25 protein-coding genes are annotated in these 25,083 nt (G+C 67.1%); 16 read left to right on the top strand and 9 right to left on the bottom strand.

Translation table 11 applies throughout. The features are described from left to right. Window positions 1-6: 6 nt before the first annotated feature. Window positions 7-1,749: an ABC transporter ATP-binding protein gene (locus tag EAX62_RS14325; protein ID WP_121902403.1), complete on the top strand. Its 1,743-nt coding sequence runs from the start codon at window positions 7-9 to the stop codon at window positions 1,747-1,749. Between the two features lie 94 nt (window positions 1,750-1,843). Here EAX62_RS14325 and EAX62_RS14330 read toward each other — a convergent pair whose 3' ends face one another. Continuing rightward, window positions 1,844-2,059, bottom strand: coding sequence for a hypothetical protein (locus EAX62_RS14330; RefSeq protein ID WP_121902404.1), 216 nt, complete (start codon window positions 2,057-2,059; stop codon window positions 1,844-1,846). Window positions 2,060-2,264: 205 nt separating this feature from the next. Here EAX62_RS14330 and groES point away from each other — a divergent pair, with 205 nt between their 5' ends. The 9 genes from groES to EAX62_RS14375 all read left to right on the top strand — a co-directional run bounded on the left by groES (window position 2,265) and on the right by EAX62_RS14375 (window position 11,137). After that, a complete protein-coding gene (gene groES / locus EAX62_RS14335; RefSeq protein ID WP_121902405.1) occupies window positions 2,265-2,561 on the top strand; it encodes a co-chaperone GroES in 297 nt (98 codons plus the stop codon). Window positions 2,562-2,572: 11 nt separating this feature from the next. Beyond that, a complete protein-coding gene (gene groL, locus EAX62_RS14340) occupies window positions 2,573-4,159 on the top strand; it encodes a chaperonin GroEL (protein ID WP_121902406.1) in 1,587 nt (528 codons plus the stop codon). Window positions 4,160-4,646: 487 nt separating this feature from the next. Continuing rightward, on the top strand, window positions 4,647-6,161 hold the full coding sequence (gene guaB / locus EAX62_RS14345; RefSeq protein ID WP_121902506.1) for an IMP dehydrogenase: 1,515 nt from the start codon (window positions 4,647-4,649) through the stop codon (window positions 6,159-6,161). A gap of 29 nt (window positions 6,162-6,190) precedes the next feature. Continuing rightward, on the top strand, window positions 6,191-7,294 hold the full coding sequence (locus EAX62_RS14350) for a GuaB3 family IMP dehydrogenase-related protein (RefSeq protein ID WP_121902407.1): 1,104 nt from the start codon (window positions 6,191-6,193) through the stop codon (window positions 7,292-7,294). 1 nt (window position 7,295) lies between these two features. Next, window positions 7,296-7,595: a chorismate mutase gene (locus EAX62_RS14355; RefSeq protein WP_121902408.1), complete on the top strand. Its 300-nt coding sequence runs from the start codon at window positions 7,296-7,298 to the stop codon at window positions 7,593-7,595. 33 nt (window positions 7,596-7,628) lie between these two features. Further along, the gene (locus EAX62_RS14360; protein ID WP_158600689.1) at window positions 7,629-8,819 is read left to right on the top strand and encodes an FAD-dependent oxidoreductase; all 1,191 of its coding nucleotides are present in this window, start codon (window positions 7,629-7,631) and stop codon (window positions 8,817-8,819) included. After that, window positions 8,812-9,240, top strand: a complete 429-nt coding sequence (locus EAX62_RS14365) for an SRPBCC family protein (RefSeq protein WP_121902410.1) — start codon at window positions 8,812-8,814, stop codon at window positions 9,238-9,240. The genes EAX62_RS14360 and EAX62_RS14365 overlap by 8 nt, the downstream gene beginning before the upstream one ends. Window positions 9,241-9,323: 83 nt before the next feature. Beyond that, window positions 9,324-10,292, top strand: a complete 969-nt coding sequence (locus tag EAX62_RS14370; RefSeq protein ID WP_121902411.1) for an ATP-binding cassette domain-containing protein — start codon at window positions 9,324-9,326, stop codon at window positions 10,290-10,292. Further along, the gene (locus tag EAX62_RS14375; RefSeq protein WP_233557974.1) at window positions 10,289-11,137 is read left to right on the top strand and encodes an ABC transporter permease; all 849 of its coding nucleotides are present in this window, start codon (window positions 10,289-10,291) and stop codon (window positions 11,135-11,137) included. The genes EAX62_RS14370 and EAX62_RS14375 overlap by 4 nt, the downstream gene beginning before the upstream one ends. 99 nt (window positions 11,138-11,236) lie before the next feature. On the opposite strand, the gene cysE is transcribed toward EAX62_RS14375, so the two are convergent. Together cysE and cysK are read right to left on the bottom strand one after the other, a co-directional pair. Then, entirely contained in the window at window positions 11,237-11,791 is a 555-nt protein-coding gene (gene cysE, locus EAX62_RS14380; protein ID WP_121902412.1) for a serine O-acetyltransferase, read from the bottom strand. Further along, window positions 11,791-12,720, bottom strand: coding sequence for a cysteine synthase A (gene cysK, locus EAX62_RS14385; protein WP_121902508.1), 930 nt, complete (start codon window positions 12,718-12,720; stop codon window positions 11,791-11,793). Before cysK ends, cysE begins: the two co-directional genes overlap by 1 nt. A gap of 90 nt (window positions 12,721-12,810) precedes the next feature. On the opposite strand from cysK, the gene guaA reads away from it, so the two are divergent. Beyond that, entirely contained in the window at window positions 12,811-14,361 is a 1,551-nt protein-coding gene (guaA, locus tag EAX62_RS14390; protein ID WP_121902413.1) for a glutamine-hydrolyzing GMP synthase, read from the top strand. Window positions 14,362-14,372: 11 nt separating this feature from the next. Here the strand turns inward: guaA and EAX62_RS14395 are convergent, their stop codons facing one another. From EAX62_RS14395 to EAX62_RS14405, 3 genes are read right to left on the bottom strand one after another with little or no spacing between them, the layout of a single operon-like run. Next, a complete protein-coding gene (locus tag EAX62_RS14395; protein WP_121902414.1) occupies window positions 14,373-14,645 on the bottom strand; it encodes a PspC domain-containing protein in 273 nt (90 codons plus the stop codon). Between the two features lie 50 nt (window positions 14,646-14,695). After that, entirely contained in the window at window positions 14,696-14,890 is a 195-nt protein-coding gene (locus EAX62_RS14400) for a hypothetical protein (RefSeq protein WP_147454118.1), read from the bottom strand. Continuing rightward, window positions 14,887-16,044: a PspC domain-containing protein gene (locus EAX62_RS14405; RefSeq protein WP_158600690.1), complete on the bottom strand. Its 1,158-nt coding sequence runs from the start codon at window positions 16,042-16,044 to the stop codon at window positions 14,887-14,889. Before EAX62_RS14405 ends, EAX62_RS14400 begins: the two co-directional genes overlap by 4 nt. Window positions 16,045-16,178: 134 nt before the next feature. On the opposite strand from EAX62_RS14405, the gene EAX62_RS14410 reads away from it, so the two are divergent. Then, entirely contained in the window at window positions 16,179-17,435 is a 1,257-nt protein-coding gene (locus EAX62_RS14410) for an ATP-binding protein (protein ID WP_158600691.1), read from the top strand. Then, a complete protein-coding gene (locus EAX62_RS14415; RefSeq protein WP_121902418.1) occupies window positions 17,432-18,097 on the top strand; it encodes a LuxR C-terminal-related transcriptional regulator in 666 nt (221 codons plus the stop codon). The genes EAX62_RS14410 and EAX62_RS14415 overlap by 4 nt, the downstream gene beginning before the upstream one ends. 89 nt (window positions 18,098-18,186) lie before the next feature. Here the strand turns inward: EAX62_RS14415 and EAX62_RS14420 are convergent, their stop codons facing one another. Next, on the bottom strand, window positions 18,187-18,450 hold the full coding sequence (locus EAX62_RS14420) for a GlsB/YeaQ/YmgE family stress response membrane protein (RefSeq protein ID WP_121902419.1): 264 nt from the start codon (window positions 18,448-18,450) through the stop codon (window positions 18,187-18,189). Window positions 18,451-18,559: 109 nt separating this feature from the next. Between EAX62_RS14420 and EAX62_RS14425 the strand changes: the two genes are divergently transcribed. Next, a complete protein-coding gene (locus tag EAX62_RS14425; RefSeq protein WP_121902420.1) occupies window positions 18,560-18,901 on the top strand; it encodes a hypothetical protein in 342 nt (113 codons plus the stop codon). A gap of 4 nt (window positions 18,902-18,905) precedes the next feature. On the opposite strand, the gene EAX62_RS14430 is transcribed toward EAX62_RS14425, so the two are convergent. Then, window positions 18,906-20,138 (bottom strand): phospholipase D-like domain-containing protein, encoded by a 1,233-nt coding sequence (locus EAX62_RS14430; protein ID WP_233557975.1) that lies wholly within the window; start codon window positions 20,136-20,138, stop codon window positions 18,906-18,908. Window positions 20,139-20,227: 89 nt separating this feature from the next. Here EAX62_RS14430 and pcrA point away from each other — a divergent pair, with 89 nt between their 5' ends. Together pcrA and EAX62_RS14440 are read left to right on the top strand one after the other, a co-directional pair. Further along, entirely contained in the window at window positions 20,228-22,636 is a 2,409-nt protein-coding gene (gene pcrA, locus EAX62_RS14435; protein ID WP_121902422.1) for a DNA helicase PcrA, read from the top strand. A gap of 124 nt (window positions 22,637-22,760) precedes the next feature. Further along, the gene (locus EAX62_RS14440) at window positions 22,761-23,750 is read left to right on the top strand and encodes an IS481 family transposase (RefSeq protein WP_121902423.1); all 990 of its coding nucleotides are present in this window, start codon (window positions 22,761-22,763) and stop codon (window positions 23,748-23,750) included. Window positions 23,751-23,894: 144 nt separating this feature from the next. On the opposite strand, the gene EAX62_RS14445 is transcribed toward EAX62_RS14440, so the two are convergent. Beyond that, window positions 23,895-24,965 (bottom strand): M23 family metallopeptidase, encoded by a 1,071-nt coding sequence (locus EAX62_RS14445; RefSeq protein ID WP_121902424.1) that lies wholly within the window; start codon window positions 24,963-24,965, stop codon window positions 23,895-23,897. Between the last annotated feature and the right edge of the window lie 118 nt (window positions 24,966-25,083).

Below are 25,083 nucleotides of genomic sequence, written 5' to 3' on the forward strand. Positions count from 1 at the left end.
CGGACCATGACCCCACACACCAACACCAACACGCCCGCGTACAACGCCGAGACGGACCCGGTCCTCAAGTTCTCGCAGCTCGACGTGAACTTCAAAACGGAGTTCGGCCGCGTCCACGCCGTCAAGGGGCTCGACCTGCAGGTCATGCCCGGCGAAGTGGTAGCCCTCGTCGGCGAGTCTGGATCCGGCAAGTCCGTCACGGCCACCACTGCGCTGGGCCTGTTGCCCAAGACCGCCCGCATCGGGGGTCAGACCCTGGTGGCTGACAAGATCATCAACGAACTCTCGGAGCGGGGCCTGCGTTCCGTGCGTGGCAACCGTGTGGCCATGGTGTTCCAGGAGCCGATGACGGCGCTGAACCCCGTGATCCGTATCGGCGAACAGCTCACCGAGGCCATGGAGGTGCACGGTATTGCCCACGGCCGCGAGGCCTGGGACCGTGCCGTCGGGCTCCTGGAGGCCGTCGGGATTCCGGCGGCACGCCGCAGGGCACGCGAGTTCCCGCACGAGCTCTCGGGCGGCATGCGCCAGCGCGTCGTCATTGCCATGGCGCTGGCGTGCGACCCCGAGGTCATCATCGCCGACGAGCCCACCACGGCCCTGGACGTGACGGTGCAGGCCGACATCCTCGACCTGCTGCGTTCCCTCAAGGACCAGCTGAACACCGGCATCCTGCTCATCACGCACAACATGGGCGTGGTCGCGGACATGGCCGACCGTGTGGCCGTGATGTTCAAGGGTGAAATCGTCGAGCGTGGCACGGTGGAGGAGGTGCTGCTCAACCCGCAGCACCCCTACACCCGCCGACTGCTGGATGCCGTGCCGCACCTGGGCGCAGGCCATGGCCAGTTCGGGACGTCGCCCCTGCCCGTGGCCGCCGACGCCGGCATGGCGCTGGAGGTCAAGGATCTGGTGGTCGAGTACAAGCGGGAGGGCAAGAAGCCTTTCCGTGCCGTCGATGGCGTCTCCATCGATGTGCGCCGCGGCGAGATCGTCGGCCTCGTGGGGGAGTCGGGCTCCGGCAAGTCCACCATCGGTCGTGCCCTGCTGGGGCTCATTCCTTCGACCTCCGGCGAGGTGCGTGTGCTGGGTACCGACGCGCTCTCCGTGAGGGGCAAGGGCGGCAACGAGCTTCGCAAGCGCATCGGGGTGATCTTCCAGGACCCGGCGGCCTCCCTGAACCCGCGGCTCCCCGTCGGTGACGTGATCGCGGAGCCCATGAGCGTCCACAAGGTGGCCAGGGGCAAGGAACGCGAGAAGAAGGTCCTGGACCTGCTCGAAGCGGTGCAGCTCCCGCGTAGCGCCTACAACCGTTACCCGCACGAACTCTCCGGCGGTCAGCGCCAACGGGTCTCCATCGCCCGTGCGCTGTCGCTGCAGCCCGACCTGCTCATCGCCGACGAGCCCACCTCGGCACTCGACGTCTCCGTGCAGGCCTCGGTGCTGGAGATGCTGATTGGTCTGCAGCGGGAGTTCGGGTTCGCGTGCCTGTTCATCAGCCACGACCTGGCCGTGATCGACTCCTTGGCGCACCGCGTGGTGGTGATGCAGTACGGCAAGGTGGTGGAGCGCGGCAACCGTGACCAGGTGCTGATGAATCCGCAGGAGGAGTACACCAAGAGGTTGCTGGCGGCCGCGCCGGTCCCGAATCCCATTGAGCAGAAGCGCCGCCGCGACGAGCGGCACGCGCTGCTGGCGTCGCTGGGTGATGAGATCGTGACGCTCGACACGCGCGAACTGTCGATGTAGCCACGGCTCACACACGGCAGGGGGCGGATCCGGTCACCGGGTCCGCCCCCTGCGTCGTGCTCGGGAGGATCGGCCTCCGTCCGCGCCGTGGTGCTCAGTCCTCGTAGCTGCACGAGACGGCGCCGTCCTCCTGGACCGTGCAGTTGCCGTGCACTGCCGCCTCCCGGACGTCGGACGGGACGGCATCGACGAGGCGGCGGGAGTGCCTGGTGCCGAGTTCGAGGTCAACACACCTGGGATCCTCGCCCTGCCCGCGCTCGGGCGCGACCTGACCGGCCGCAGGATCGATGACGGGCTCGGTGGCATCCACTGGCCGGTTGAGGGGCGAAGCGAAGGGGTTTCTGGCACTCGGGTTGAGAGAGTGCTAAGACCGGTGTAGTTTGGCCATTGGCACTCGGATGGCTCGGGTGCCAGCGTGGCTGGGCGGACCGCGACGACGTCCAACTGCGAGCTGAACCCACAAACCCACAGAACATCACCGGCTGAAGCCGGACGACTACAGAAAGGGGTTTGACGTGGCAACCACGATCAAGCCGCTCGAGGACCGTGTCCTCGTTGCTCCCCTCGAAGCCGAGAAGACCACAGCCTCAGGCCTTGTCATCCCGGACACCGCCAAGGAGAAGCCCCAGGAGGGCCGCGTCGTGGCCACCGGCCCCGGCCGCATCGATGACAATGGCAACCGCGTGCCCCTGGACGTTGCCGAGGGTGACGTCATCATCTTCTCCAAGTACGGCGGCACCGAGGTCAAGTACGACGGCCAGGACTACCTGCTCCTGAACGCGCGCGACATCCTCGCCGTCGTCTCCAAGTAAGGGAGAACCACATGGCAAAGATCCTGCAGTTCAACGAGGAGGCACGCCGCTCCCTGGAGCGTGGCGTTGACGTCCTCGCCAACACCGTCAAGGTGACGCTCGGCCCCAAGGGTCGCTACGTCGTTCTCGACAAGAAGTGGGGCGCACCCACCATCACCAACGACGGCGTCACCGTCGCCAAGGAGGTGGAGCTCGACGATCCCTACGAGGATCTCGGCGCCCAGCTGGCCAAGGAAGTGGCCACCAAGACCAACGATGTTGCCGGCGACGGCACCACCACCGCCACGGTCCTGGCCCAGGCGCTCGTGCACGAGGGCCTCCGCGCCGTCGCCGCCGGCGCCAACCCCGTCGGCCTCAAGCGCGGCATCGACAAGGCCGTGGAGGCCGTGATCGAGCAGCTTCGCGAGAACGCCCGCGAGGTGGACACCACTGCCGACATGGCATCTGTTGCCACCATCTCCTCGCGTGACGAGACGATCGGTGCACTCATTGCCGACGCCTTCGACAAGGTCGGCAAGGACGGCGTCATCACCGTCGACGAGTCGCAGACCTTCGGCACCGAGCTCGAGTTCACCGAGGGCATGCAGTTCGACAAGGGCTACCTGTCCCCGTACATGGTGACCGACACCGAGCGCATGGAAGCGGTCCTCGACGACCCCTACATCCTCATCAACTCCGGCAAGATCTCCTCGATGAACGACCTCCTCCCGCTGCTGGAGAAGGTCATCGCCGCCAAGGGCACCCTGTTCGTGGTGGCCGAGGACGTCGACGGGGAAGCGCTGTCCACCCTGGTGGTCAACAAGATCCGTGGCACGTTCACCTCGGTGGCCGTCAAGGCCCCGGCCTTCGGTGACCGCCGCAAGGCCATGCTGGAGGACATCGCCACCCTGACAGGTGGACAGGTCGTCGCCCCCGAGGTCGGGCTGAAGCTCGACCAGGTGGGTCTCGAAGTGTTGGGCCGCGCCCGTCGCGTGCTCGTCACCAAGGACGACACCACCATCGTCGACGGCGGCGGCTCTGCCGACGAGGTCGCCGGTCGCGTCGCGCAGCTGCGCGCCGAGATCGAGCGCACCGACTCCGACTGGGACCGTGAAAAGCTCCAGGAGCGTGTCGCGAAGCTTGCCGGTGGCGTGTGCGTCATCAAGGTCGGCGCTGCCACCGAGGTGGAGCTCAAGGAGAAGAAGCACCGCATCGAGGACGCCGTCTCCGCGACGCGCGCCGCGATTGAAGAGGGCATTGTCGCCGGTGGCGGCTCCGCCCTCATCCACGCGGGCAAGGTCCTCGACGGTGACCTCGGTCTGACGGGTGACGAGAAGACGGGCGTCAGCATTGTCCGCAAGTCGCTGGTCGAGCCGCTGCGCTGGATCGCCGAGAACGGCGGCGAGGCTGGCTATGTCATCACCACCCGCGTGGCTGGCATGGAGGTGGGTCACGGCTACAACGCCAGGACCAACGAGTACCAGAACCTCGTCGAGCACGGTGTCATCGACCCGGTGAAGGTGACGCGTTCCGCGCTCGCCAACGCCGCGTCCATCGCCGCGCTGCTCCTCACCACGGAAACCCTCGTGGTGGAGAAGCCGGCAGACGAAGACAACTGAGTCACGCTCACGCAGTAACGAGAAGGACCCCGGGGCCTCGGCCCCGGGGTCCTTCTCGTTTCCAACCCGATCCGTTGCCTGGGTGCCGTCCGTGAGGACGCGTCGCCCTGCGTGCCGCCCGTGAGGAACGAACGGCGGTGTATCGAAGGGAACCGGCGGTGTGGAAGCGGTTGTGAGGTGAAAGGGGGGGGCCCTCGAGACGCACTGCTCCTTCGTCGCGGGGCTACTCAGGAAACGAATTGTGGTGCCCTGCGACTTCGTCACGAGGGCTCTTCTGGAAACGGGATTCCTGTTCGGCGACGTGGCGCAGTCGCGGGAATGGCCGTGGAACATCCCGGCGGTGCTACAGCTTCTCGGCGATGGACTGGATCTCGACGCGGTGCGTCTCCGTCGGCGGTATCTGGAAGTGGCGGGCAACGCAGTGAGGCGAGTCATCGCCCCGCAACCGCTAGACTCATGCAGTCCGACCGACAGGAGTCACCCAACCTTGTCCGCTCTCACTGGTTCCGGCGTACCCGGCCCCTTCGAGGCCCTCGGCCTCACCTTCGACGATGTGCTGCTGCAGCCCAACGAATCCGACGTCATCCCGTCGGAGGCGCGCACTGCCACCCAGTTCACCAAGCGGATCACCCTGAACATGCCGCTGGCCAGCGCCGCCATGGACACGGTCACCGAGACGCGCATGGCGATTGCCATGGCGCGCGAGGGTGGCATCGGCATCCTGCACCGGAACCTGTCCATCGAGGACCAGGCGCACATGGTGGACCAGGTCAAGCGCTCTGAGTCGGGGATGGTCACCGAACCCATCACCATCACCCCCACGGCCACGCTGCGTGAAGTGGATGACCTGTGCGCCAGCTACCGCATCTCCGGCGTCCCCGTCGTGGACGACAACCATATGCTGGTGGGCATCATCACCAACCGCGACCTGCGTTTCGAAAACAACGGCAACCGCCAGGTCAGCGAGGTCATGACGCGCATGCCGCTCGTGACGGCCCACGAGGGCATCACGAACGACGAAGCACTCGCGCTGCTGGCCAGGCACAAGGTGGAGAAGCTTCCCATCGTCGACGGCGCCGGCCACCTCAAGGGCCTCATCACGCTCAAGGACTTCGTGAAGGCCGACCAGTACCCCAACGCAGCCAAGGACGAGGCCGGCCGCCTCCGGGTGGGCGCGGCCGTTGGGTTCTTCGGCGACTCCTGGGAACGCGCCATGGCACTCGTGGAGGAAGGGGTCGACGTCATCATCGTCGACACCGCCCACGGCCACAGCCGCGGAGTGATGGACATGATCCGGCGGCTGAAGGCTGAGCCGTCCGCCGCGGGCGTCGACGTCATCGGCGGCAACGTGGCCACCTACGCGGGCGCCAAGGCACTCGTCGAAGCTGGCGCTGATGGCGTCAAGGTGGGCGTGGGGCCCGGCTCCATCTGCACCACCCGCATCGTGGCCGGTGTGGGCGTTCCACAGGTCACTGCCATCCACGACGCCGCCCGCGCCTGCAAGCAGGCCGGGGTGCCCGTGATCGGCGACGGCGGCCTCCAGTACTCCGGTGACATCGCCAAGGCCATCGTCGCCGGCGCCAACACCGTCATGCTGGGCTCACTGCTGGCCGGGTGCGACGAGAGCCCCGGTGACCTGGTGTTCATCAACGGCAAGCAGTTCAAGTCCTACCGGGGCATGGGCTCCCTGGGGGCCATGGCCGCCAGGGGACGGAAGGCCTCGTACTCCAAGGACCGCTACTTCCAGGGCGACGTCACCTCCGATGACAAGCTGGTCCCCGAGGGCATCGAAGGTCAGGTGGCCTACCGCGGCCCCCTTTCGGCCGTTGCCTATCAACTGGTGGGGGGCCTCCGGCAGTCCATGTTCTACTCCGGTGCCCGGGACATCCCCGAGCTCCAGGACCGCGGCCGGTTCGTCCGGATCACCGCCGCCGGACTGCGCGAATCCCACCCGCACGACATCCAAATGACCGCTGAAGCGCCCAACTACTGGTCGCACTGAACGCCGATCACCTAGGAGCACCACCGAACATGTACGAGCTCGGACGCAGCAAGCGCGCCTCCCGCGCCCACTCCTTCGACGACGTCGCCATCGCGCCCACGCGTCGGACCCGGAGTGAGCACGAGGTCGACCTCTCCTGGCGCATCGACGCCGTGACCTTCGAGGCGCCGATCGTGGCCGCACCGATGGATTCGGTCATGTCGCCGGCCACCGCCATCCGCATGGGCGAGCTGGGGGGACTGGGGGTGTTGAACCTCGAGGGGCTGTGGACCCGCTACGAGGACCCGTCCAGCCAGTACGAGCAGCTCACCGAGCCGATGGACCAGGTCACCGCAACCCGTCGGATGCAGCAGATCTACGCGGAACCCATCAAGGGTGAGCTCATTGCAGAGCGACTCAAGACCATTCGGGACGCGGGCGTTCCCGTGGCGGGTGCGCTGTCGCCGGCCAACACACTGGAGTTCGCGGACGTCATCGAGAAGGCAGCACTGGACTTCTTCATGGTGCGCGGGACCACGGTGTCGGCCGAGCACGTTGACGACGCCGAGGCCACGCTCAACCTGAAGGACTTCATCTACCGGTTCGAGACGCCCGTCATCGTGGGCGGCTGCGCCACCTACCGCACGGCACTGCACCTCATGCGCGCAGGGGCGGCCGGCGTTCTCGTCGGCTTCGGCGGCGGCGCCGCGCACACCACGGCGTCGGTCCTCGGCATCGAGGTGCCCATGGCCTCAGCCGTCGCGGATGTCGCCGAGGCGCGCCGCGACTACCTGGAGGAGTCCGGGGGTCGCTACGTCCACCTCATTGCCGACGGCGCCGTCGGCCGCTCCGGCGACGTGGCCAAGGCCATTGCCTGTGGCGCCGACGCCGTCATGGTGGGCTCGCCCCTGGCGCGCGCCACGGAGGCCCCCGGCCGCGGCTGGCACTGGGGCCCCGAGGCGTGGCACGCGACACTGCCCCGCGGCGAGCGCGTCTTCTTCGACCAGGTGGGTTCTCTGGGGGAGGTCGTCAACGGCCCCTCGCACGTGCCGGACGGCACCATGAACCTGGCCGGTGGACTGCGCAAGGCCATGGCCCTCACCGGCTACACCGACATCAAGTCGTTCCAGCGCATCGACCTGATCCTCCGCTGACATGGATCCCGACGAGGCGCGTCAAGAACTGCACCGCATGCGGGGCAGCATCGACAACATGGACTCGGCCCTGGTGCACCTTCTGGCCGAGCGTTTCAAGATCACCCAGCAGGTGGGGGTCCTGAAGGCTGCGGCCGGACTGCCCCCCGCTGACCCGGACCGGGAGGCTGCACAGATCCAGCGGCTCCGTGCCCTGGCTGTGGACGCCCAGTTGGACCCGGAGTTGGCCGAAAAGTTCCTGAACTTCATCGTGGCCGAAGTGGTGCGCCATCATGAGCAGATCAGGGCGGAGAGCGCCTGAGGGCACACGAAGGGCGCACACACCATGGATGTAGTGATCATTGGAGCTGGTCTGGCAGGGCTGCGGGCGGCGGGCCTTCTGGCCGGCCACGGGCATGACGTCACGGTGCTGGAGGCGTCGGGACGGGTCGGTGGGCGAGTCGACACCGATGTCGTCGATGGTTTCCGCTGTGACCGTGGCTTTCAGCTGCTGAACCCCGGCTACCCCGAGGCCAGACGCGCCCTGGACCTCGCGGCACTCGACCTCCACGCGTGGGGTCGGGGCGTCGCTGTTCGTGACGCGGCGGGCCTGGAGGTGCTGGCCGACCCCAGCAGGCACCCCGCCCGGCTGCTGGGGCTGCTGCGAGGCACCATCTCCATGGCTGACCTGAAGGCTGCCTATCTGTGGACCCAGCTTTCCCGGGACGGCACCAGGACGCTGAAATCCAGCATCGATGCCGCCGGGTTCTCCGCGCCGCTGCGCCGCGTCATCGAGCGGTTCTTCGAAGGTGTGGTCGGGGACAGGAACCTCCAGGTCTCAGCCCCCTTCGCCCGGCAACTCGCGTGGTACTTTGCCAAGGGCTCGCCGTCGCTGCCGTCGCAGGGCATGACGGCCATCGCCCATCAGCTGGCGGAGCCCGTCATGCACCGCGTCCGCTTCGAGCACCGCGCCACCTCACTGGAGAGGGACGGTGCCCGGTGGGTCGTCCACACCGAGGCGGGGACCACCCACGACGCCGATGCCGTGGTCGTGGCTGCTGGCCCGAGGGCCAGCGCAACTCTCGTGGGGCAGGAGGCACCCCCCATGCATTCGCTCACCACATGGTGGTTCGCCACGCGTCGCCGGCCCAGCGACCTGACGTTCCTGCACGTCGACGTTCGCGACGGGGCGGCGCTCACCAATGCCTCCGTCGTTTCCAACGTCTGCCCGTCGTATGCACCCGCAGGTCAGCATCTTGTGCAAGCCACCGCGGCTGGAGACCACGGACTCGACGACGACGCCGCCCGGCACCAGGCGGCCGACATGATGCGCGTGGCGGATCCTGACTGGCGGCTGCTGGTGCGCCACGACATCCACGATGCGCTGCCCGTCATCGCCCCCGGCGAGACTCCGCTGTCCAGCAGCCTGTTGGGTGTCGTGGTTGCCGGCGACACTGCGGAGGCCTCCATCCAGGGGGCCATGGCCAGCGGTGCAGCGGCCGCCCGAGCCGTCGACGCCGGACGGGCGGGCAGAGACCATGCGTGACACCTTCGAGGTGCAGGTCCGCGTCCCGGAGCCCGCGGCCACGGTGTGGGGACGGTTGATCGACCTGGACAGCCACAGCGCGGCCATACCGCTGACCCGTGTGACGCCGGCGGGGGAGTCCATGCGTGAGGGCTTGCGGTTCGTGGGGGAGACGGGGCTGGGTCCGTTGCACTTCTCTGATCGCATGGTGGTGCGCCGCGCTGACTCACCCAGCGGGGATCACCCCGGCCATCTGGTGGTGGAGAAGTTCGGGCCGGTCGCGGGCCGTGTGGAGGCCACCGTCGAGCAGGTGCCCACCGGCACACTCGTCATCTGGCGCCAGAGTCTGCGTCCCGCGTGGTTGCCGCCAGCGCTGCGTCCGCTGGGGGCAGTGGTGGCCAGACTGGCCTACGGTGTGGGGTTGCAGCGGATCGTTCGCTGAAGGTGACAGGGCACAACGGCGCTGTCCCTTCCATCCCCTACTCTTGATCCCGGTCCACACGTCGTGGACGGGGGGAGATTGCCATGGCTTTCGTGTCAGCACACGGCCTGACCAAGACGTACAGGGCGAAGTCGGGCCCGGTCCACGCACTGGACGGTTTGGACATCGAGATCGAGCAGGGCACGGTCCGCGGATTGCTGGGGCCCAACGGCGCCGGCAAGACCACCACGGTGAAGGTTCTGAGCACCCTGCTGCGCCCCGACGGTGGCCAGGCGTTCGTGGCGGGGGTCGATGTGCTCGCGGATCCGGCGGAGGTCCGACGCCGCATCGGGGCATCGGGTCAGTACGCAGCCGTCGACGAGCGGCTGACGGCCCGCGAAAACCTGCTGATGGTGGGGCGGCTCTACCACCTGGGGTCGCGGCGCTCCCGCGAGCGGGCGGAGGAACTCCTCCATGCCTTCGATCTCGTGGAGGCTGCAGACAGACCCCTCAAAGGCTTTTCCGGGGGGATGCGCCGCCGCGTCGACCTCGCCGGTGCCCTCGTCATCAACCCGCCGGTGCTGTTCCTCGACGAACCCACCACCGGCCTGGACCCGCAGGCACGCCTCGGGCTGTGGGACGTGATCCGTGAGCGCGCCGCCGAGGGCACAACAGTGCTGTTGACCACCCAGTACCTCGAGGAGGCGGACCAGCTCGCCGACCAGATCTCGGTCATCGACCGGGGCAAGGTCATCGCCGAGGGCACCGCCGACGAACTGAAGGCATCCGTGGGCGGACGCCGCGTACAGGTGACGCTCGTGAACGAGTCTGACGCCCCCCGCGTGGCAGGGATTCTGGAGCGCCACGGGCGCGGTCCGGCGGACGTGTCGGGTCGCGGCGTGACCGTGCAGGTGGAGAACGCAACGCTCGCCCTGCGGTCCGCGCTTGCCGAGATCGACGACGCTGGCATCGACATCCACGAGGCCGGGGTCCGGCGCCCCACCCTCGACGACGTGTTCCTCACCCTGACCGGCCATGGCGCCGTCGACGACGACATGGAGGCTGCCCAGTGACCACCACCGGAATGAACCCCGACACCACCATCGCCCTCGACCCGGGCCGCACCGCCGTGCGGGACTGGTTCACCGACGTCCACGCCGTCACGATGCGCAACCTGACGCGGCTCAAGCGGAGCCCCGACGTCATCGGGTTCGCACTCCTGCAGCCCATCATGTTCGTGCTGCTGTTCAGTCAGGTCTACGGCGGTGCCATCCGTGTGGAGGGCAGCAACTACACCGAGTTCCTCATGGCCGGCATCTTCGCCCAGACCGTCATTTTCGGTTCCACCATCTCCGGCAGTTACATGGCGGAGGACATCCGCGACGGCATCATCGACCGCTTCCGCAGCCTCCCCATGGCACCCAGCGCCGTGCTGGTGGCGCGCTCCCTCTCCGACTTCATCCTCAACATCGTCTCCATCACCGTCATGCTCTGCACCGGATTCCTGGTGGGATGGCGCTTCAGGGAGGGCGTCCTCGACTTCGTGCTCGGGCTGTTGCTGCTTCTCGTCTTCGCGTGGGCCTTCAGCTGGGTCATGATCTTCATCGGGCTCAGCGTCAAGAGCCCCGAGACGCTCAACCAGGCCGTGTTCATCATCCTGTTCCCGCTGACGTTCATCTCCAACGCCTTCGTCCCCAGCGACACGTTGCCAACGGTGCTGCGCGTGATCGCCGAGTGGAACCCGATCTCGGCCCTGGTGCAAGCGGTGCGGAAACTGTTCGGGAACCTGGGTGACATGCCGGCCCCGGAGGTGTGGCCCATGCAGCACCCGGTCCCCACCGTCCTGGTGGGCATCGCCGTGGTGCTCCTGGTGTTCCCCCCGCTGGCAGTCCGGAAGTTCCGACGCAAGCAGGTGTGACCAACCGCTTCCGGAGCTACCGTGTCGATGGATGCGGTGGTGTGCCGAGGGGAGTGGGCGCTCGATCGAGCGGCCCCCCGACGTGGGCGCAGACGTGCGTCAGGCGATGACGTCGCCCTCGTGGGCCTGACTCGGGACACCGACGATCACGGCGTGGGGGGCCACGTCCTTGACCACCAGCGCGTTGGCGCCGATCTTGGCGTCGTCACCCACATGGATGGCACCGATGACCTTGGCGCCGGCGCCTATGAGGACGCGGTCGCCGATGGTGGGGTGGCGCTTGAACCGCCCGCGGGCGCGTCCTCCGAGTGTGACCTGGTGGTACATGAGGACATCGTCGCCCACCACTGTCGTCTCGCCGATCACGACTCCCATGCCGTGGTCGATGAAGAACCGCCGGCCGATGACGGCACCGGGGTGGATCTCGATCCCCGTGGCGAAGCGCGCCCACTGGCTGATGAGCCTGGCCAGCGGCTGGAGGGCGGGGGAGTGCCGCCACATCAGGTGGGCGACGCGATGGAACCAGATGGCATGGATACCCGGGTAGGCGATCGCCACCTCAAGCCTGCTCCGGGCAGCCGGATCCTCGCGCATGGCGGCGTCGAGGTCTTCGGCCATGCGCGAGGAGACATGCTTGAGGTGGCGAAACAGCATCACTTGTCGATCAGGCCCTCGAACAGGACCGTGGACAGGTAGCGCTCGCCGAACGACGGAATGATCACGACGATGTTCTTACCAGAGTTTTCGGGTCGCGCGGCGACTTCCGCTGCAGCAGACAGCGCGGCACCCGAGGAAAGGCCCACGAGGAGGCCTTCTTCGCGCGCTGCGCGACGAGCCCATTCCACCGACTGGTCAATGTTGCGGGGAATGATTTCGTCGATGATGCTGCGGTCGAGGATTTCGGGGATGAAGTTCGCCCCGAGGCCCTGGATCTTGTGGGGGCCGGGCTTGTTGCCGGACAGGATGGCGGATTCCTCGGGCTCCACGGCGATCATCTGCACGGAGGGCTTGCGCTCCTTGAGTACCTGACCGATGCCGGAAATGGTGCCTCCGGTGCCAATACCCGCCACCACGATGTCGACGGCGCCGTCGGTGTCGTTCCAGATCTCCTCGGCCGTGGTGCGGCGGTGCACGTCGACGTTGGCCGGGTTGGCGAACTGGCGGGCCAGCACCCCTCCCCGCTCCGCTGCGATGGCCTCGGACGTGTCCACCGCTCCCTTCATCCCCAGCGGGCCGGGGGTGAGGACGAGTTCAGCCCCGAAGGCGCGCAGCAGTGCGCGGCGCTCCGTGGACATCGTCTCGGGCATGGCGAGGACCACCTTGTAGCCCTTGGCCGCACCCACCATGGCCAACGCGATGCCGGTGTTACCGCTCGTGGCCTCGACGATGGTGCCGCCGGGCTTCAGGGCACCCGAGGCCTCGGCGGCCTCCACGATGGCGACGCCGATGCGGTCCTTCACGGAATTGGCCGGGTTGTAGAACTCCAGCTTCGCGAGCACCGTGCTGCCCTCGGGGACGATGCGGTTGAGCTTGACGAGCGGTGTGCGGCCCACGAGAGCCGTCACGTCAGGGTAAATGGTCATGAACCCGGAAACGCTCACGGGCGCCTCGATATTCCCGACGCGGGGGATCAGCTTTTCCGGCACGGGGGCCGGGGCCCTAGACTTCACACCATGATCGCTGAGCACGACACCGTCCTGGTGGTCGACTACGGGGCACAATACGCACAATTGATCGCACGACGGGTCCGTGAGGCATCCGTGTACTCGGAGATCGTCGGGTCGAACCTGTCGGTGGCTGAGATCATGGAGAAGCGGCCTGCTGCCATCATCCTCTCCGGCGGTCCCTCGTCGGTGTACGAAGAGGGCGCACCCCAGATCGACCCCGCCCTGTTCGAGACCGGCGTGCCCATCCTGGGCATCTGCTACGGCTTCCAGGCCATGGCCAAGGCGCTGGGCGGCACCGTTGCCAAGACCGGGCAGCGTGAGTATGGCCGCACTCCGCTGTCCATCTCCAACAACGGGTGCCTGCTGGGTAGCATGCCCAACACCCTGAACATCTGGATGAGCCACGGCGACTCGGTCTCCAAGGCTCCCCCCGGGTTCCAGGTGCTGGCACGCACGGCCGGCGCGCCCGTGGCTGCGTTCGAGGACAAGTCTCGTCGCCTCGCAGGTGTGCAGTGGCATCCCGAGGTGAAGCATTCCCAGTGGGGGCAGCAGGTCCTCGAGCACTTCCTGTTCACCATCGCGGGCCTGACGCCCGACTGGACCGCCGAGAACCTCGTGAACGAGTCCATCGAAACGATTCGGAAAACGGTCGGCGACCGCCGGGTCCTGTGCGCATTGTCCGGGGGTGTCGACTCCGCCGTCGCAGCTGCCCTGGTTCAGCGCGCCATCGGCTCGCAGCTGACGTGCGTGTTCGTGGACCACGGCCTTCTCCGCGAGGGTGAGGCCGACCAGGTCAAGAAGGACTTCGTGGACGTCACCGGCGTGGACCTCGTGGTCGCCGACGAGCGCGATCGCTTCCTCAACGCCCTGGCAGGGGTGACGGACCCCGAGGAGAAGCGCAAGATCATCGGGCGGGAGTTCATCCGCACGTTCGAGGCCACCGCCAGCTCACTGGCGGGGGAGCGAGGAATCGACTTCCTCGTGCAGGGCACCCTGTACCCCGACGTGGTGGAGTCCGGTGGAAACGGCAGCGCCAACATCAAGAGCCATCACAATGTGGGTGGCCTCCCGGATGACCTGCAGTTCACGCTCATCGAGCCTCTGCGCACCATGTTCAAGGACGAGGTCCGTGCGGTGGGCACCCAGTTGGGGCTGCCTGATTCCCTGGTGTGGCGCCACCCGTTCCCCGGCCCCGGCCTGGGTATCCGCATCATCGGCGAGGTCACGGCCGAGCGCCTCGACATCCTTCGCCAGGCGGATTCCATCGCCCGCGCCGAGCTGGCGGCAGCACGGCTCGAGCGCGACATCTGGCAGTTCCCGGTGGTGCTCCTCGCCGACGTACGGTCCGTGGGGGTGCAGGGCGACGGCCGCACCTACGGTCACCCCATCGTCCTTCGACCCGTGACGAGTGACGACGCCATGACGGCCGACTGGGCGAAGCTGCCCTACGAGGTGCTTGAACGCATCTCCACCCGGATCACCAATGAGTGCCCGGAGGTCAACCGTGTCGTGGTCGACATCACCAGCAAGCCGCCGGGCACCATCGAGTGGGAGTGAGTCGCGTCGGTTCAGATGGTGAAGTCTGAGCCGTCGCCGCCACCCTTGCGGGACTGGTTCCACTCGCGTGCCTTGTTGATGCCGTCCTGCGCGACGGTGCCGCCGGTGGGGCGGGGCAGGATGGCCCACAGCGCGAGGTAGAGCAGGACCCCGGTCCCGAAGGACAGGACGCCGAGGACCGCGAACACGATCCGCACGATGGTGGAGTCGACTCCCAGGGACTGGGCGAGGCCTCCGGCAACGCCTGCGAGCCACTTGTCGTCGTTGGAGCGGGTGAGTTTCATGTCATTTCCCTTTCGGTTGTTTCGTTGTGTTGCAGGTGTGGTGGGTCGGGTCATGGTCGTGACTTCCTGCTCGAGGTGAGGCTGACCACCAGACCGACGATGCCGGCGATCATGAGGACTGATGCGAACCACATCGATGCCGGTCCCACGAGTTGATGGCCGGTGATGAGCCACGCGGACACGGCCGCGAAGCCCAGCAGGATGAGCCCTGTCACCAGTGCCGGTACGTCCACGCTACGTCTCATGGCGCCACCAGCAGTTCCACGACGCTGAAGTCCCCGTCGATGACCAACGTGAGCCTGCTCGTCGTGGTCGCGCCCCGGTAGGACGGCTGCTCCACGTGCGTGGTGTCGGTGAGGACGTTGACGGTTTCGGGCATGGCGGCCAGCCGTACCTCCACGACGGAGGCCGTGGCGTCGATGGTGACGGTGGCGGGGGTGTCGGACGGCAGTCCTGTCAGGTCCAGTTGCCCATCTGCCTGTCCCACGAACGAGTAACTGGCGGTGCCACCGGCGGTGGGGTCAAGCGGGATGGTTGAGGCGGCTTGCGAGTCACTCACGGCCAGCAGGCCGGAGCCGACGGCGCAGGTCAGGGCAACCACCAGCAGAGCACCGGGCATGCGCCGGTGGCGAGCCACCAGTGCCCACACCAGCAGGGACACCGCTGCGGTGCCGCCTGCTGCGACGCTCGCCCACAGCAGGGTCGGCGTCATGCCCAGGATGAGCGGTACGGTCGCCGCGGCCGCGGTGAGCAGCAGCACCGCAATGGCACCCCACCAACTCGTGGGGTGGGCTGCGCGCTCTGGTGACGCGAGGGCCGTGTCAGGTGTGGGTTCGGGGGCGTAGAGGTCCACCGTCGGCAGGGGGGAGCCCGTGTGGGTCGACAGGCGTGCCCGCCACTGTTCCACGCTCTCACCCGGGCCGGGGGCCACCGGGGCCACCGGGGACCAGGTCGGGGCGGGGGAGGGCGGGGGTCCGGCGGAAACGTCCCCGGAGATCCTGCGCCTGCGGGCCATGGCCCAGGCGAGGGCCCCCACCACAATGACTGGGCCCCAGGCGACGCCCGTCTGTCGGGCGACACTGAGAACGAGCACCAACGACGACACGGCAATGACGATCGCCTGGCTGGTGCGGGACCAGCGGCCGAAGACCGGGAGCCAGCGGAGGATGGGTGCCTGGCCGCCCACGCGTGGTGTGAGGAGGCATCCCCAGGCGTACAGGGCAATACCGACGCCGCCGGCGAGGCTCAGTGCCACGGTGACGAGTCGGACGATCACGGGGTCCACCCGCCACCGCTCCGCAAGTGCGCGGCACAAGCCGCCGCTGAAACCGGTGTGCAGCGGTCGCTGGAGGTCCGCCAGGCGCGGATCCAGCTGGCTGGGGTGGACAAGTTCGGGCATGCCACCAGTCTGGCGGATGCAGAGCCGCCGGGGCATCGGGTGAACCCCTGATCAAGGCCTGAGACAGCCCTGATTCCTCACCCCGGAGGGGGCCATCGGGGGCCAGGGGTGCAAAGCTTGGCATCCTCATGACAATGCTGCCCGACACGCCACCGCCGCCGCCGCCGGCTCCGGTCCCTGAACTCCGCCGCGATCGCGCCGGGAAGGCGATTGCCGGCGTCGCAAGCGGGCTGGCGATGCACCTCGGACTGCCCGTGGGGTGGGTGAGGGTGGCATTCGTCGCGCTCGCCTTCCTGGACGGACTCGGCGTCCTGGCCTACGCAGCGCTGTGGCTGTTGGTCCCTGCCGGGGACCAGCGACAGGCCGCGGGCCTGGAGGCGGCCAGCCGGCTGGGCCTTCGCCCGCAGCAGCGCACGCAGGGTGTCGATGCGGGAATCGTGTTCTCCATCGGCGCCGTCGTGGTCGGCATTTTCTGGGTTCTCGTCACTGGTGGGCTGTGGGTGCCGAGCGGTGTCTTCTGGCCCGTGGTGCTGGGCGGCGTCGGCGTGGTGCTTGTCTGGTTGCAGGTGGACAGGACCGCTGAGCCCCCCACGATGGCCGCGAAGGCCGGCGTGTGGACGCGCCTGACGGCGGGCTCCGGGCCGGCGAGCGTGCTGCGCCTCGTGGGAGGGGTGCTGCTCGTGGGCGTTGGTGTCAGCTGGATCCTCGCCACGCAGGTGGGCATGGGGCAGCTGCCGCAGGTGCTCGGCGCTGCGGCCCTTCTGCTGGCCGGGGTGCTGGTGGTCGCGGCCCCCTGGTTGTATCGCACCCGGCGTCGGTTGCGCTCCGTGGAACAGGATCGTATGCGGGCCGAGGCCCGGGCCGACATGGCCGCACATCTGCACGACTCCGTACTGCAGACCCTCGCCCTCATCCAGCGCCAGTCCACCGACCCGACGCAGGTGTCCTTGCTGGCCCGCCGCCAGGAGAGGGAACTGCGCACCTGGCTGTACGGCGACACAGCGGCGCCCAGCACCCTGCGGGCAGCCCTGGAGGAGATCCGTGGCGATACTGAGGCCAACTTCCCGATCGTGGTGGAGGTGGTGTGCGTGGGCGACACGGAGGTGACCGATTCCCTGCAGGCACTGGTCCAGGCGTCCCGTGAAGCGGTCACCAACGCCGCCAAGCACTCAGGTGCCGAGCGAGTCGACGTGTTCGCCGAGGTCACCGACGAGGAGGTCGAAATCTTCATCCGGGACCGTGGCAAGGGGTTTGATGCCGATTTGGTTCGCCCGGACAGGATGGGCGTGAGAGAATCCATTCGAGCCCGGATGGAACGCCATGGGGGCAGCGCCCGGATACGCACCGCGCCGGGACAGGGCACCGAGGTCACGTTGGAGATGAGCCGATGAGCGAGCAATCAGATGATGCTGTCGACGATCTTTCCGTGGTTCTGGTCGACGACCACGCCATGTTCCGGGCAGGGGTTCGTCACGAGATCGGCGCCCTGTGTCGCATCGTGGGGGAGGGTCACGACGTTGCGAGCGCGGTGGCAGTGATCTGCAGCACCCTGCCTGACGTCGTCCTCCTGGACGTCCACCTTCCCGGCGGTGGTGGGGCCGAGGTGATCAAGCAGGTGATCGCCAAGGCCCCGGACGTGAAATTCCTGGCGCTGTCCGTCTCCGACGCCGCGGAGGACGTCATCGGCGTGATTCGTGCCGGTGCCCGCGGCTACGTGACCAAGTCCATTTCGTCGGAGGAGTTGGTTGAGGGCATGCGCCGTGTCGCCTCCGGTGACGCCGTGTTCTCTCCCCGGCTCGCAGGATTCGTCCTGGACGCCTTCTCCGGCTCCGTGGACATCGCCTCCATTGATGAGGAACTGGACAAGCTCAGCGCCAGGGAACGAGAGGTGCTCAAGCTCATCGCGCGCGGCTATTCCTACAAGGAGGTGGCGCGTGAGTTGTTCATCTCCATCAAAACTGTCGAAACCCACGTCTCCAGCGTGCTGCGGAAACTGCAGCTCAGCAATCGCCATCAGCTCACCAAGTGGGCCACGGACCGCCACCTGGTGTGACGGCCGGGCCCATTGCCCGCCTCATCACGACAAAGAATCAGGGCCGTCCGCATGTGCGGACGGCCCTGATCGGGTAAAGCGGTTGTTGGTCAGGCCTTCTTCTTGGTGACGAGGCCGTAGATGAAGAGGATGAGCAGGGCGCCGAGCACCGAGAAGAGCAGCCCTTCGAGGGTGAAGATCTTGTCGTACTTGACGTTGAAGACGAGCCCACCGAGGAATCCACCCAGGAGGGCTCCGACGATGCCGAGGATCATGGTGGCGAGCCAGCCGCCACCCTGCTCTCCGGGAAGGATGGCCTTGGCGATTGCGCCGCCGAGAAGACCGATGATGACATAAGCAAGAATTGTAAGCATCCGTACATCTTGCACAACCACGAGGCCACTTGTCACCTCGATCCACGCACCACGGCGATCCAATGTGACGGAAAGGCACAATTTCACCCTTTTGGATAGCCTGTGGCGCATGGATACCCTTCACAACGTCTTCGTTTTCTTGCACCTCGTCGGTTTCGCGGCCCTCTTCGGGGGCGCCTTCGTCCAGATGAAGTCTCAAGAGCGCATCGTGAACCCCGCCATGTTCCACGGCGCGCTCACCCAGCTCGTGACGGGGATTGCTCTGGTGGTCATCAACGAGCTCGGCCCCGATCCCGTGAACCACATGAAGATCGGCATCAAACTGCTCGTGCTCATCGTGATCATGGTGCTCGTCATACTCAACCGCAAGAAGTCCCACGTGCCTGACGGCGCATTCTGGTCCATCTTCGGTCTCACACTGGCCAACGCGGCCATCGCCGTCTTCTGGTGATCCCCTAGAAGATGGGGCGCCAGGGGCTCAGCAACAACTCGGTTCCCTTGGCGACCCAGGACCTGGTGCGCCACTCCTCCAGGCTCAACTCGTAGGTGTTGCGCAGGTCCACCTCGAAGATCTCCTCCATCTGGCGGGAGATGTTCTCGTCGAGGATCTCGAGATTGACCTCGTAGTTCCCGCGCAGGCTGAGGCGGTCAAGGTTCGCGGTGCCGATGGTGGCCCAGGTCCCGTCGATGGTGGCGGTCTTCGAGTGCACCATCGCACCGCGATAGAGGAACAGGCGGATGCCGGAGCGCAGCAGGTCGTCGTAGTACCCGCGCGAGAGCCAGTCGGCCACCACATGGTTCGACTGGGCCGGCACGATGATGCGGACGTCGGCACCGCGCTGCACGGCGTCGCGCAGAGCATTGACGAGGTCGTCATCGGGGATGAGGTAGGCGTGGGTCAGCCAGATGCGCTCCGTGGCCCTGTCGATCGCCTCCAGATACATGTTGCGGATGGGAAACACCCGGAGTTTCGGCATGTTGCGGTGCACACGGATTTTGGAGATCCAGCTGCGGCGCAGGTCGTCGGGCAGTTTCTTCAGCCGCCGCCTCTTGACGTGGAGGTTCCAGAAGTCGATGAAGGCATTCTCCAGTTCACTGACGCCGGGGCCGACGATGCGGGCGTGCGTGTCGCGCCATCCCGTGGCATAGAGGGAACCGATGTTGTACCCGCCGATGAACCCAACCTTCCGGTCGACCACCAGGAGCTTGCGGTGGTCCCGCCCCCAGGACTTGGGGCTCCAGGGGACGGGGATCGCCGGATGTCGCATGACGTTGAGGCTCCCGGGCATCCGCAGGAATCGGCGAGGCACCACCAGGTTCGCGAACTCGTCCCACACCACGTTGACCTGCACACCGCGGGCCGCGGCACGTATCAGCGCATCCTTGAAGCGCTGACCCACCTCGTCGGCCTTCCAGATGTAGGTCTCGAAGTGGATCACCTCGCTGGCCCCGTCGATGGCCTCCAGCATGTGGGCGAACAGGTCCTCGCCATAGCTGTAGATGGTCAGTTCGTCCTCGCCCACGTCCATGGGGACGGCGGGGGTGTAGGGGAACCTGCGGACCTTGCGTCGCTTCTTCCGGAAATTCTCGATGGAGACGAGCGTGACAACCGAGACCAGCTGTCCGAGTAGCACCGCTACGCCGAGCCGCTGTACCCACGTGCGCACTGTCCTCAGCAATCGACCCATGCGTCTCAGCCTATGGGGTGCCGCTCGACCCCCGACCCGCCGCGTGAGAAGCGCTCCCTGACAAGACGGCGGTAGGCTGGGCAGCCGATATGACTGACTCGCTGTTTCCTGACCTCTTTGCCGTCTTCGAGCCCAAGGCCACCCCGCGCCGCACTCCCTCCGAGCGGACCGCCGCGCCGCCGTCGGCACACATCATCAGTGAGGACGACCTCCTGGAGGACCTCAACCCGCCGCAGCGCAAGGCCGTCCTGCACGCCGGCTCCCCGGTCCTCGTGGTGGCAGGCGCCGGGTCAGGGAAGACACGCGTGCTGACGCGACGAATCGCGCACCTTGTGGCCCACCGCAACGTGCACCCCGGCGCCGTCCTCGCCATCACCTTCACCAACAAGGCCGCCGCGGAGATGCGCGAACGCGTCGTCCAACTGGTCGGCAACCGCGCGAAGCTGATGTGGGTATCCACCTTCCACTCGGCATGCGTGCGGATCCTGCGGACCGACATCGACAGGTTCGGGATTTCCAAGAGCTTCTCCATCTACGACGACGCCGACTCCAAGCGACTCATGTCGCTGGTGTGCCGTGACCAGGAGCTCGACCCCAAGCGCTACCCGGTTCGGGCCGTCATGACCGCCGTCAGCAACCACAAGAACGAGCTCGTCGACTTCGAGACGGCGCTGGCGCAGTCGGAGGGACCCCGTCAGCGCGTGATCGCCGAGGCCTACACGGAATACCAACGCAGGCTGCGCGCCGCCAATGCCCTGGATTTCGACGACCTCATCATGACCACCGTCCACCTGCTGCAGTCGTTCGGGGACATCCGCGAGAAGTATCGCCGCCGGTTTCGTCACGTGCTCGTGGATGAGTACCAGGACACCAACCATGCGCAGTACGCCCTCGTCAAGGAACTGTGCGGGGAAGGGGCCGAGCCCGTCGTCCCCGGCACGCCGGTGGCGGAGCCCGCCGAGCTCATGGTGGTGGGGGACTCCGACCAGTCGATCTACGCCTTTCGCGGCGCCACGATCCGCAACATCATGGACTTCGAGTTGGACTACCCCGGGGCCGAGACCATCGTGCTCGATCAGAACTACCGGTCCACGCAGAACGTGCTGACCGCCGCCAACGCCGTGATCGCCCGCAACCAGGGGCGCCGGGAGAAGCGACTGTGGTCCGATCTGGGTGAGGGCGAGCTGATCGTCGGCTACGTGGCCGACACCGAGCACGACGAGGCGCAGTTCGTCGCCGGTGAGATCGACCGGCTCGTGGACGAGAAATCGACGCGCTATGGCGACGTGGCCGTGTTCTACCGCACCAACGCGCAGTCGCGTGCCCTGGAGGAGGTGTTCATCCGGGTCGGCCTGCCGTACAAGGTGGTGGGGGGTGTGCGCTTCTACGAGCGTCGCGAGGTGCGGGACGCCATCTCCTACCTGCGGGCGCTCGTGAACCCGTCCGATGACGTGTCGGTGCGCCGCATCCTCAACGTGCCCAAGCGGGGCATCGGTGAGCGTGCCGAGGGGGCCATTGCCTCCATGGCTGCGGCGGAGCGGATCTCCTTCTCCGACGCGATGCGCCGGGTACAGGAGGCCCCCGGCATGGCGGCCAGATCGCTGAAGCAGGTCAAGGGCTTTGCTGACATGATGGACGCCCATCGGATCATGGTGGCCGAGGGGCGCAGCGCCGACGAGGTGCTGACGTCCGTCCTGCAGGCCTCCGGCTACATTCCCGAGCTGCAGAAGTCCACGGATCCCCAGGACGAAACCCGTCTGGAGAACCTGGAGGAGCTCGTCAGCGTCGCCGCCGAGTTCGTGGCAGGTGCCAACACCGTCGACCTCGACGAGGTCGTGAGCGGTCTGGTGGCCGGGATGCCGGAACCCGACGACTCGCTGGCCGCCTTCCTGGAGCGTGTCGCGCTGGTGGCGGACTCGGACCAGGTTCCTGAGAACGCGGAAGCCGGCGTGGTGACACTCATGACCCTGCACACCGCCAAGGGGCTCGAATTCGACACGGTGTTCCTCACCGGCATGGAGGAAGGCGTGTTCCCGCACATGCGTGCCTTCGAGAGCTTCGATGAACTTGAGGAGGAGCGCCGACTGGCCTACGTGGGGATCACCCGCGCCCGGAAGCTCCTCCATCTGAGCCGAGCCGCCGTCAGGGTCACCTTCGGACAGCCGCGCTACAACCCCGGCTCGCGGTTCCTGGACGAGATCCCCGAGAACGTGATCGACTGGCGTCGCACGGGCGAGGCCATCACCACGTGGGCCAGCAGCTCCGCGACGCGCAACCGGGAGACCAGCACCAGCATGGCCAGCTTCGGCTCCGGCAGGGGACCGGTGAAAACCGTGCCACACGTGGTCGCCGGGGACAGGGTCCTGCACGCCACCTTCGGCATGGGCGAGGTGCTGGCCGTCCACGGGAGCGGCGACGCAACGAAGGCCGACGTCGACTTCGGCTCCTCGGGCACCAAGCGTCTCAGCCTGCGCCACGCACCCATGGAGAAGCTCTAGCTGTACTGACCGGACAGGTTGGTTGAAGCAGTGCGATGACACGCGCTGACTGGTGAAGACGAAGGGAGGGCCCTTCGGGTTGGGTGGGAGTTGCGAAACCATCCACCACCAGAAAGGCCCTCTTGTGTCTCACGCTAACGCAGCCCTGACCCCTCGTGCCCGTTTGACCGTCGCCAGGCTCGTTGTCGACGCTGGCGTCCCGATCTCCGAGGTCGCCGCCAGGTTCCAGTGTTCCTGGGCCACGGTGAAACGCTGGGCGGACCGCTACCGGGCCGGGGCGTCGATGCAGGACCGTTCATCACGGCCGAAGTCGTCTCCCAACAAGACCGCCATGCCGGTGGTGAAGCGGGTGGTGTCGCTGCGGTTGCGGCTCCGGGAAGGCCCGGTGCAGCTGGCCGCACGGGTCGGGGTCGCACCCTCGACGGTCCACCAGATCCTGCGCCGTTGCCGGCTGAACCGGCTCGCGCATGTCGACAGGGCCACCGGTGAACCCGTGCGCCGCTACGAACACCCGCACCCGGGATCGATGATCCACGTCGATGTGAAGAAACTGGGCAACATCCCCGACGGCGGCGGATGGCGCTACGTCGGGCGCCAGCAAGGCAAGCGGAACCGGGCCGCAAGCGATCCGGATCGCCGCAAGGGCGCCAACCGGGGCCCCTTGCTCGGTCACGCGTTCGTTCACACCGTCATCGATGACTACTCCCGCGTCGCCTACGCCGAGGTCCACGACGACGAGACGGCTGTCACCGCGGTCGGGGTGTTGGAACGCGCTACTGCCTGGTTCAAAGCCAGAGGCGTCACCGTGGAGCGGGTGCTGTCAGACAACGGCCCGGCCTACCGATCGAACCTGTGGCGTCAGACCTGCACCGCTCTGGGCATCACCCCGAAACGGACCCGGCCATACCGGCCGCAGACCAACGGGAAGATCGAACGGTTCCATCGCACCCTGGCTGACGGTTGGGGCTACGCCCGCTGCTACCAATCAGAAACCCAACGCCGCCACGCCCTCGCAGGGTGGCTGCACCACTACAATCACCACAGACGCCACACAGCCTGCGGGAACCTCTCACCGTTCACCCGGTTAACCAACGTCCCCGGTCAGTACATCTAGCCCTTCCCCGGCACACCACCTGTCGTGGGCCGGGCCACAGGCGCGAGGAACTGTGCGCAGATGGGAACTGTTGCCCATCCGGGACACGCAGAAAGGGCCGGTCCTCGAGGAGGACCGGCCCTTGCTGGCTGTTGCTGTGGTGGGTCAGATGTTGATGCCCAGGCCGCGCATGAAGGTGATCGGGTTGGAGGCCGAGTACACCTTGCCGGGGGTCACGCCCGGAGCGTAGTACTCCATGTGGAGGTGGGGGCCGAAGGAACGACCGGAGACACCGACGTAGCCGATGAGCTGGCCGGCCTTGACAGCCTGCCCGGTGCTGGCCACACGCTTGGACATGTGCGCGTAGAGGGTGGCACCGCCGTTGGCGTGCTGGATGACCACGTTGGTGCCAGCCCAGCCACCGGCCGTGGGGCTCAGGATGATGCCGGAGGCGACCGCGTAGATCGGGGTGCCGATCGGGGCGGGGAAGTCCTGACCGGTGTGGTAGCGCGACCAGGAGCCGGTGGCGCCGAAGCGGGCGCCCACGCGGAAGTTGGACTTCAGCGGCATTGATCCGCCGCTGGAGGAGATGGCGGCCAGGTCTTCGGCCGAAACCTCAATGGCTGCCTCGTTGCCCTGCGACGGCGCATCAGAGGAGCCGGCTGCAGTCTTGGCTGCGGCTGCTGCTGCGGCGGCCTTGCGTGCCTCTTCGAGACGGCGCGCGGCCTCCTCGGCTTCCTTCTTCAGCTTGGCTGCCTGCTTCTCGACGAGCTGCATGTCTTCTGCCATCTGCGCTTCACGCTCTGCAGCGGAGCCGGCGGCGATGGATTTGGTGGCTTCCTCCACGGAGGTCTCCAGCACGGCGTCGCGATCCTTGGCTGCCTCGCCGGCGACCGCCTCGGTGAGGTTGCTGCGGACAGCGCCGCGGGATGCCGCCTGCTCACGGTCGGAGAAGCTCTTCTCAGCAGAGTTGATTGCCGCCTGCGGAACCGCGACATCGGCGGAGACCTGCTCGGAGGACAAGTCCTCGGCTCCGTCGCGGGAGGTTGCGGCCCAGCCGAACAGCCCACCTGCAACGAGCACACCTGCCAGCACGCTGGACACCATTCCGCGGCCCACGCTCGAGGAGCGACGCCTACGGGCGGTACCTGCGGTTTCGGTGGTGACCTCGACGTCGGAAACAGTGATGCTGTCAGCGGCCCTGCGGGGGCTCTTGATGGCGCTGAGCTTGGTCAACGGTACTCCAGACAGATTGATGGCGTGTGCAAGTGAAACCTTAGCATTTCTCAGAAAGCTCTCAAACTCAGGGCTCCTGAGTACGCAATACCATCGAGTCCCCGAGGCGGTCGGCCCC

The sequence above is a fragment of the Tessaracoccus antarcticus genome (assembly GCF_003688855.1).
Taxonomy (GTDB): domain Bacteria; phylum Actinomycetota; class Actinomycetes; order Propionibacteriales; family Propionibacteriaceae; genus Arachnia; species Arachnia antarctica.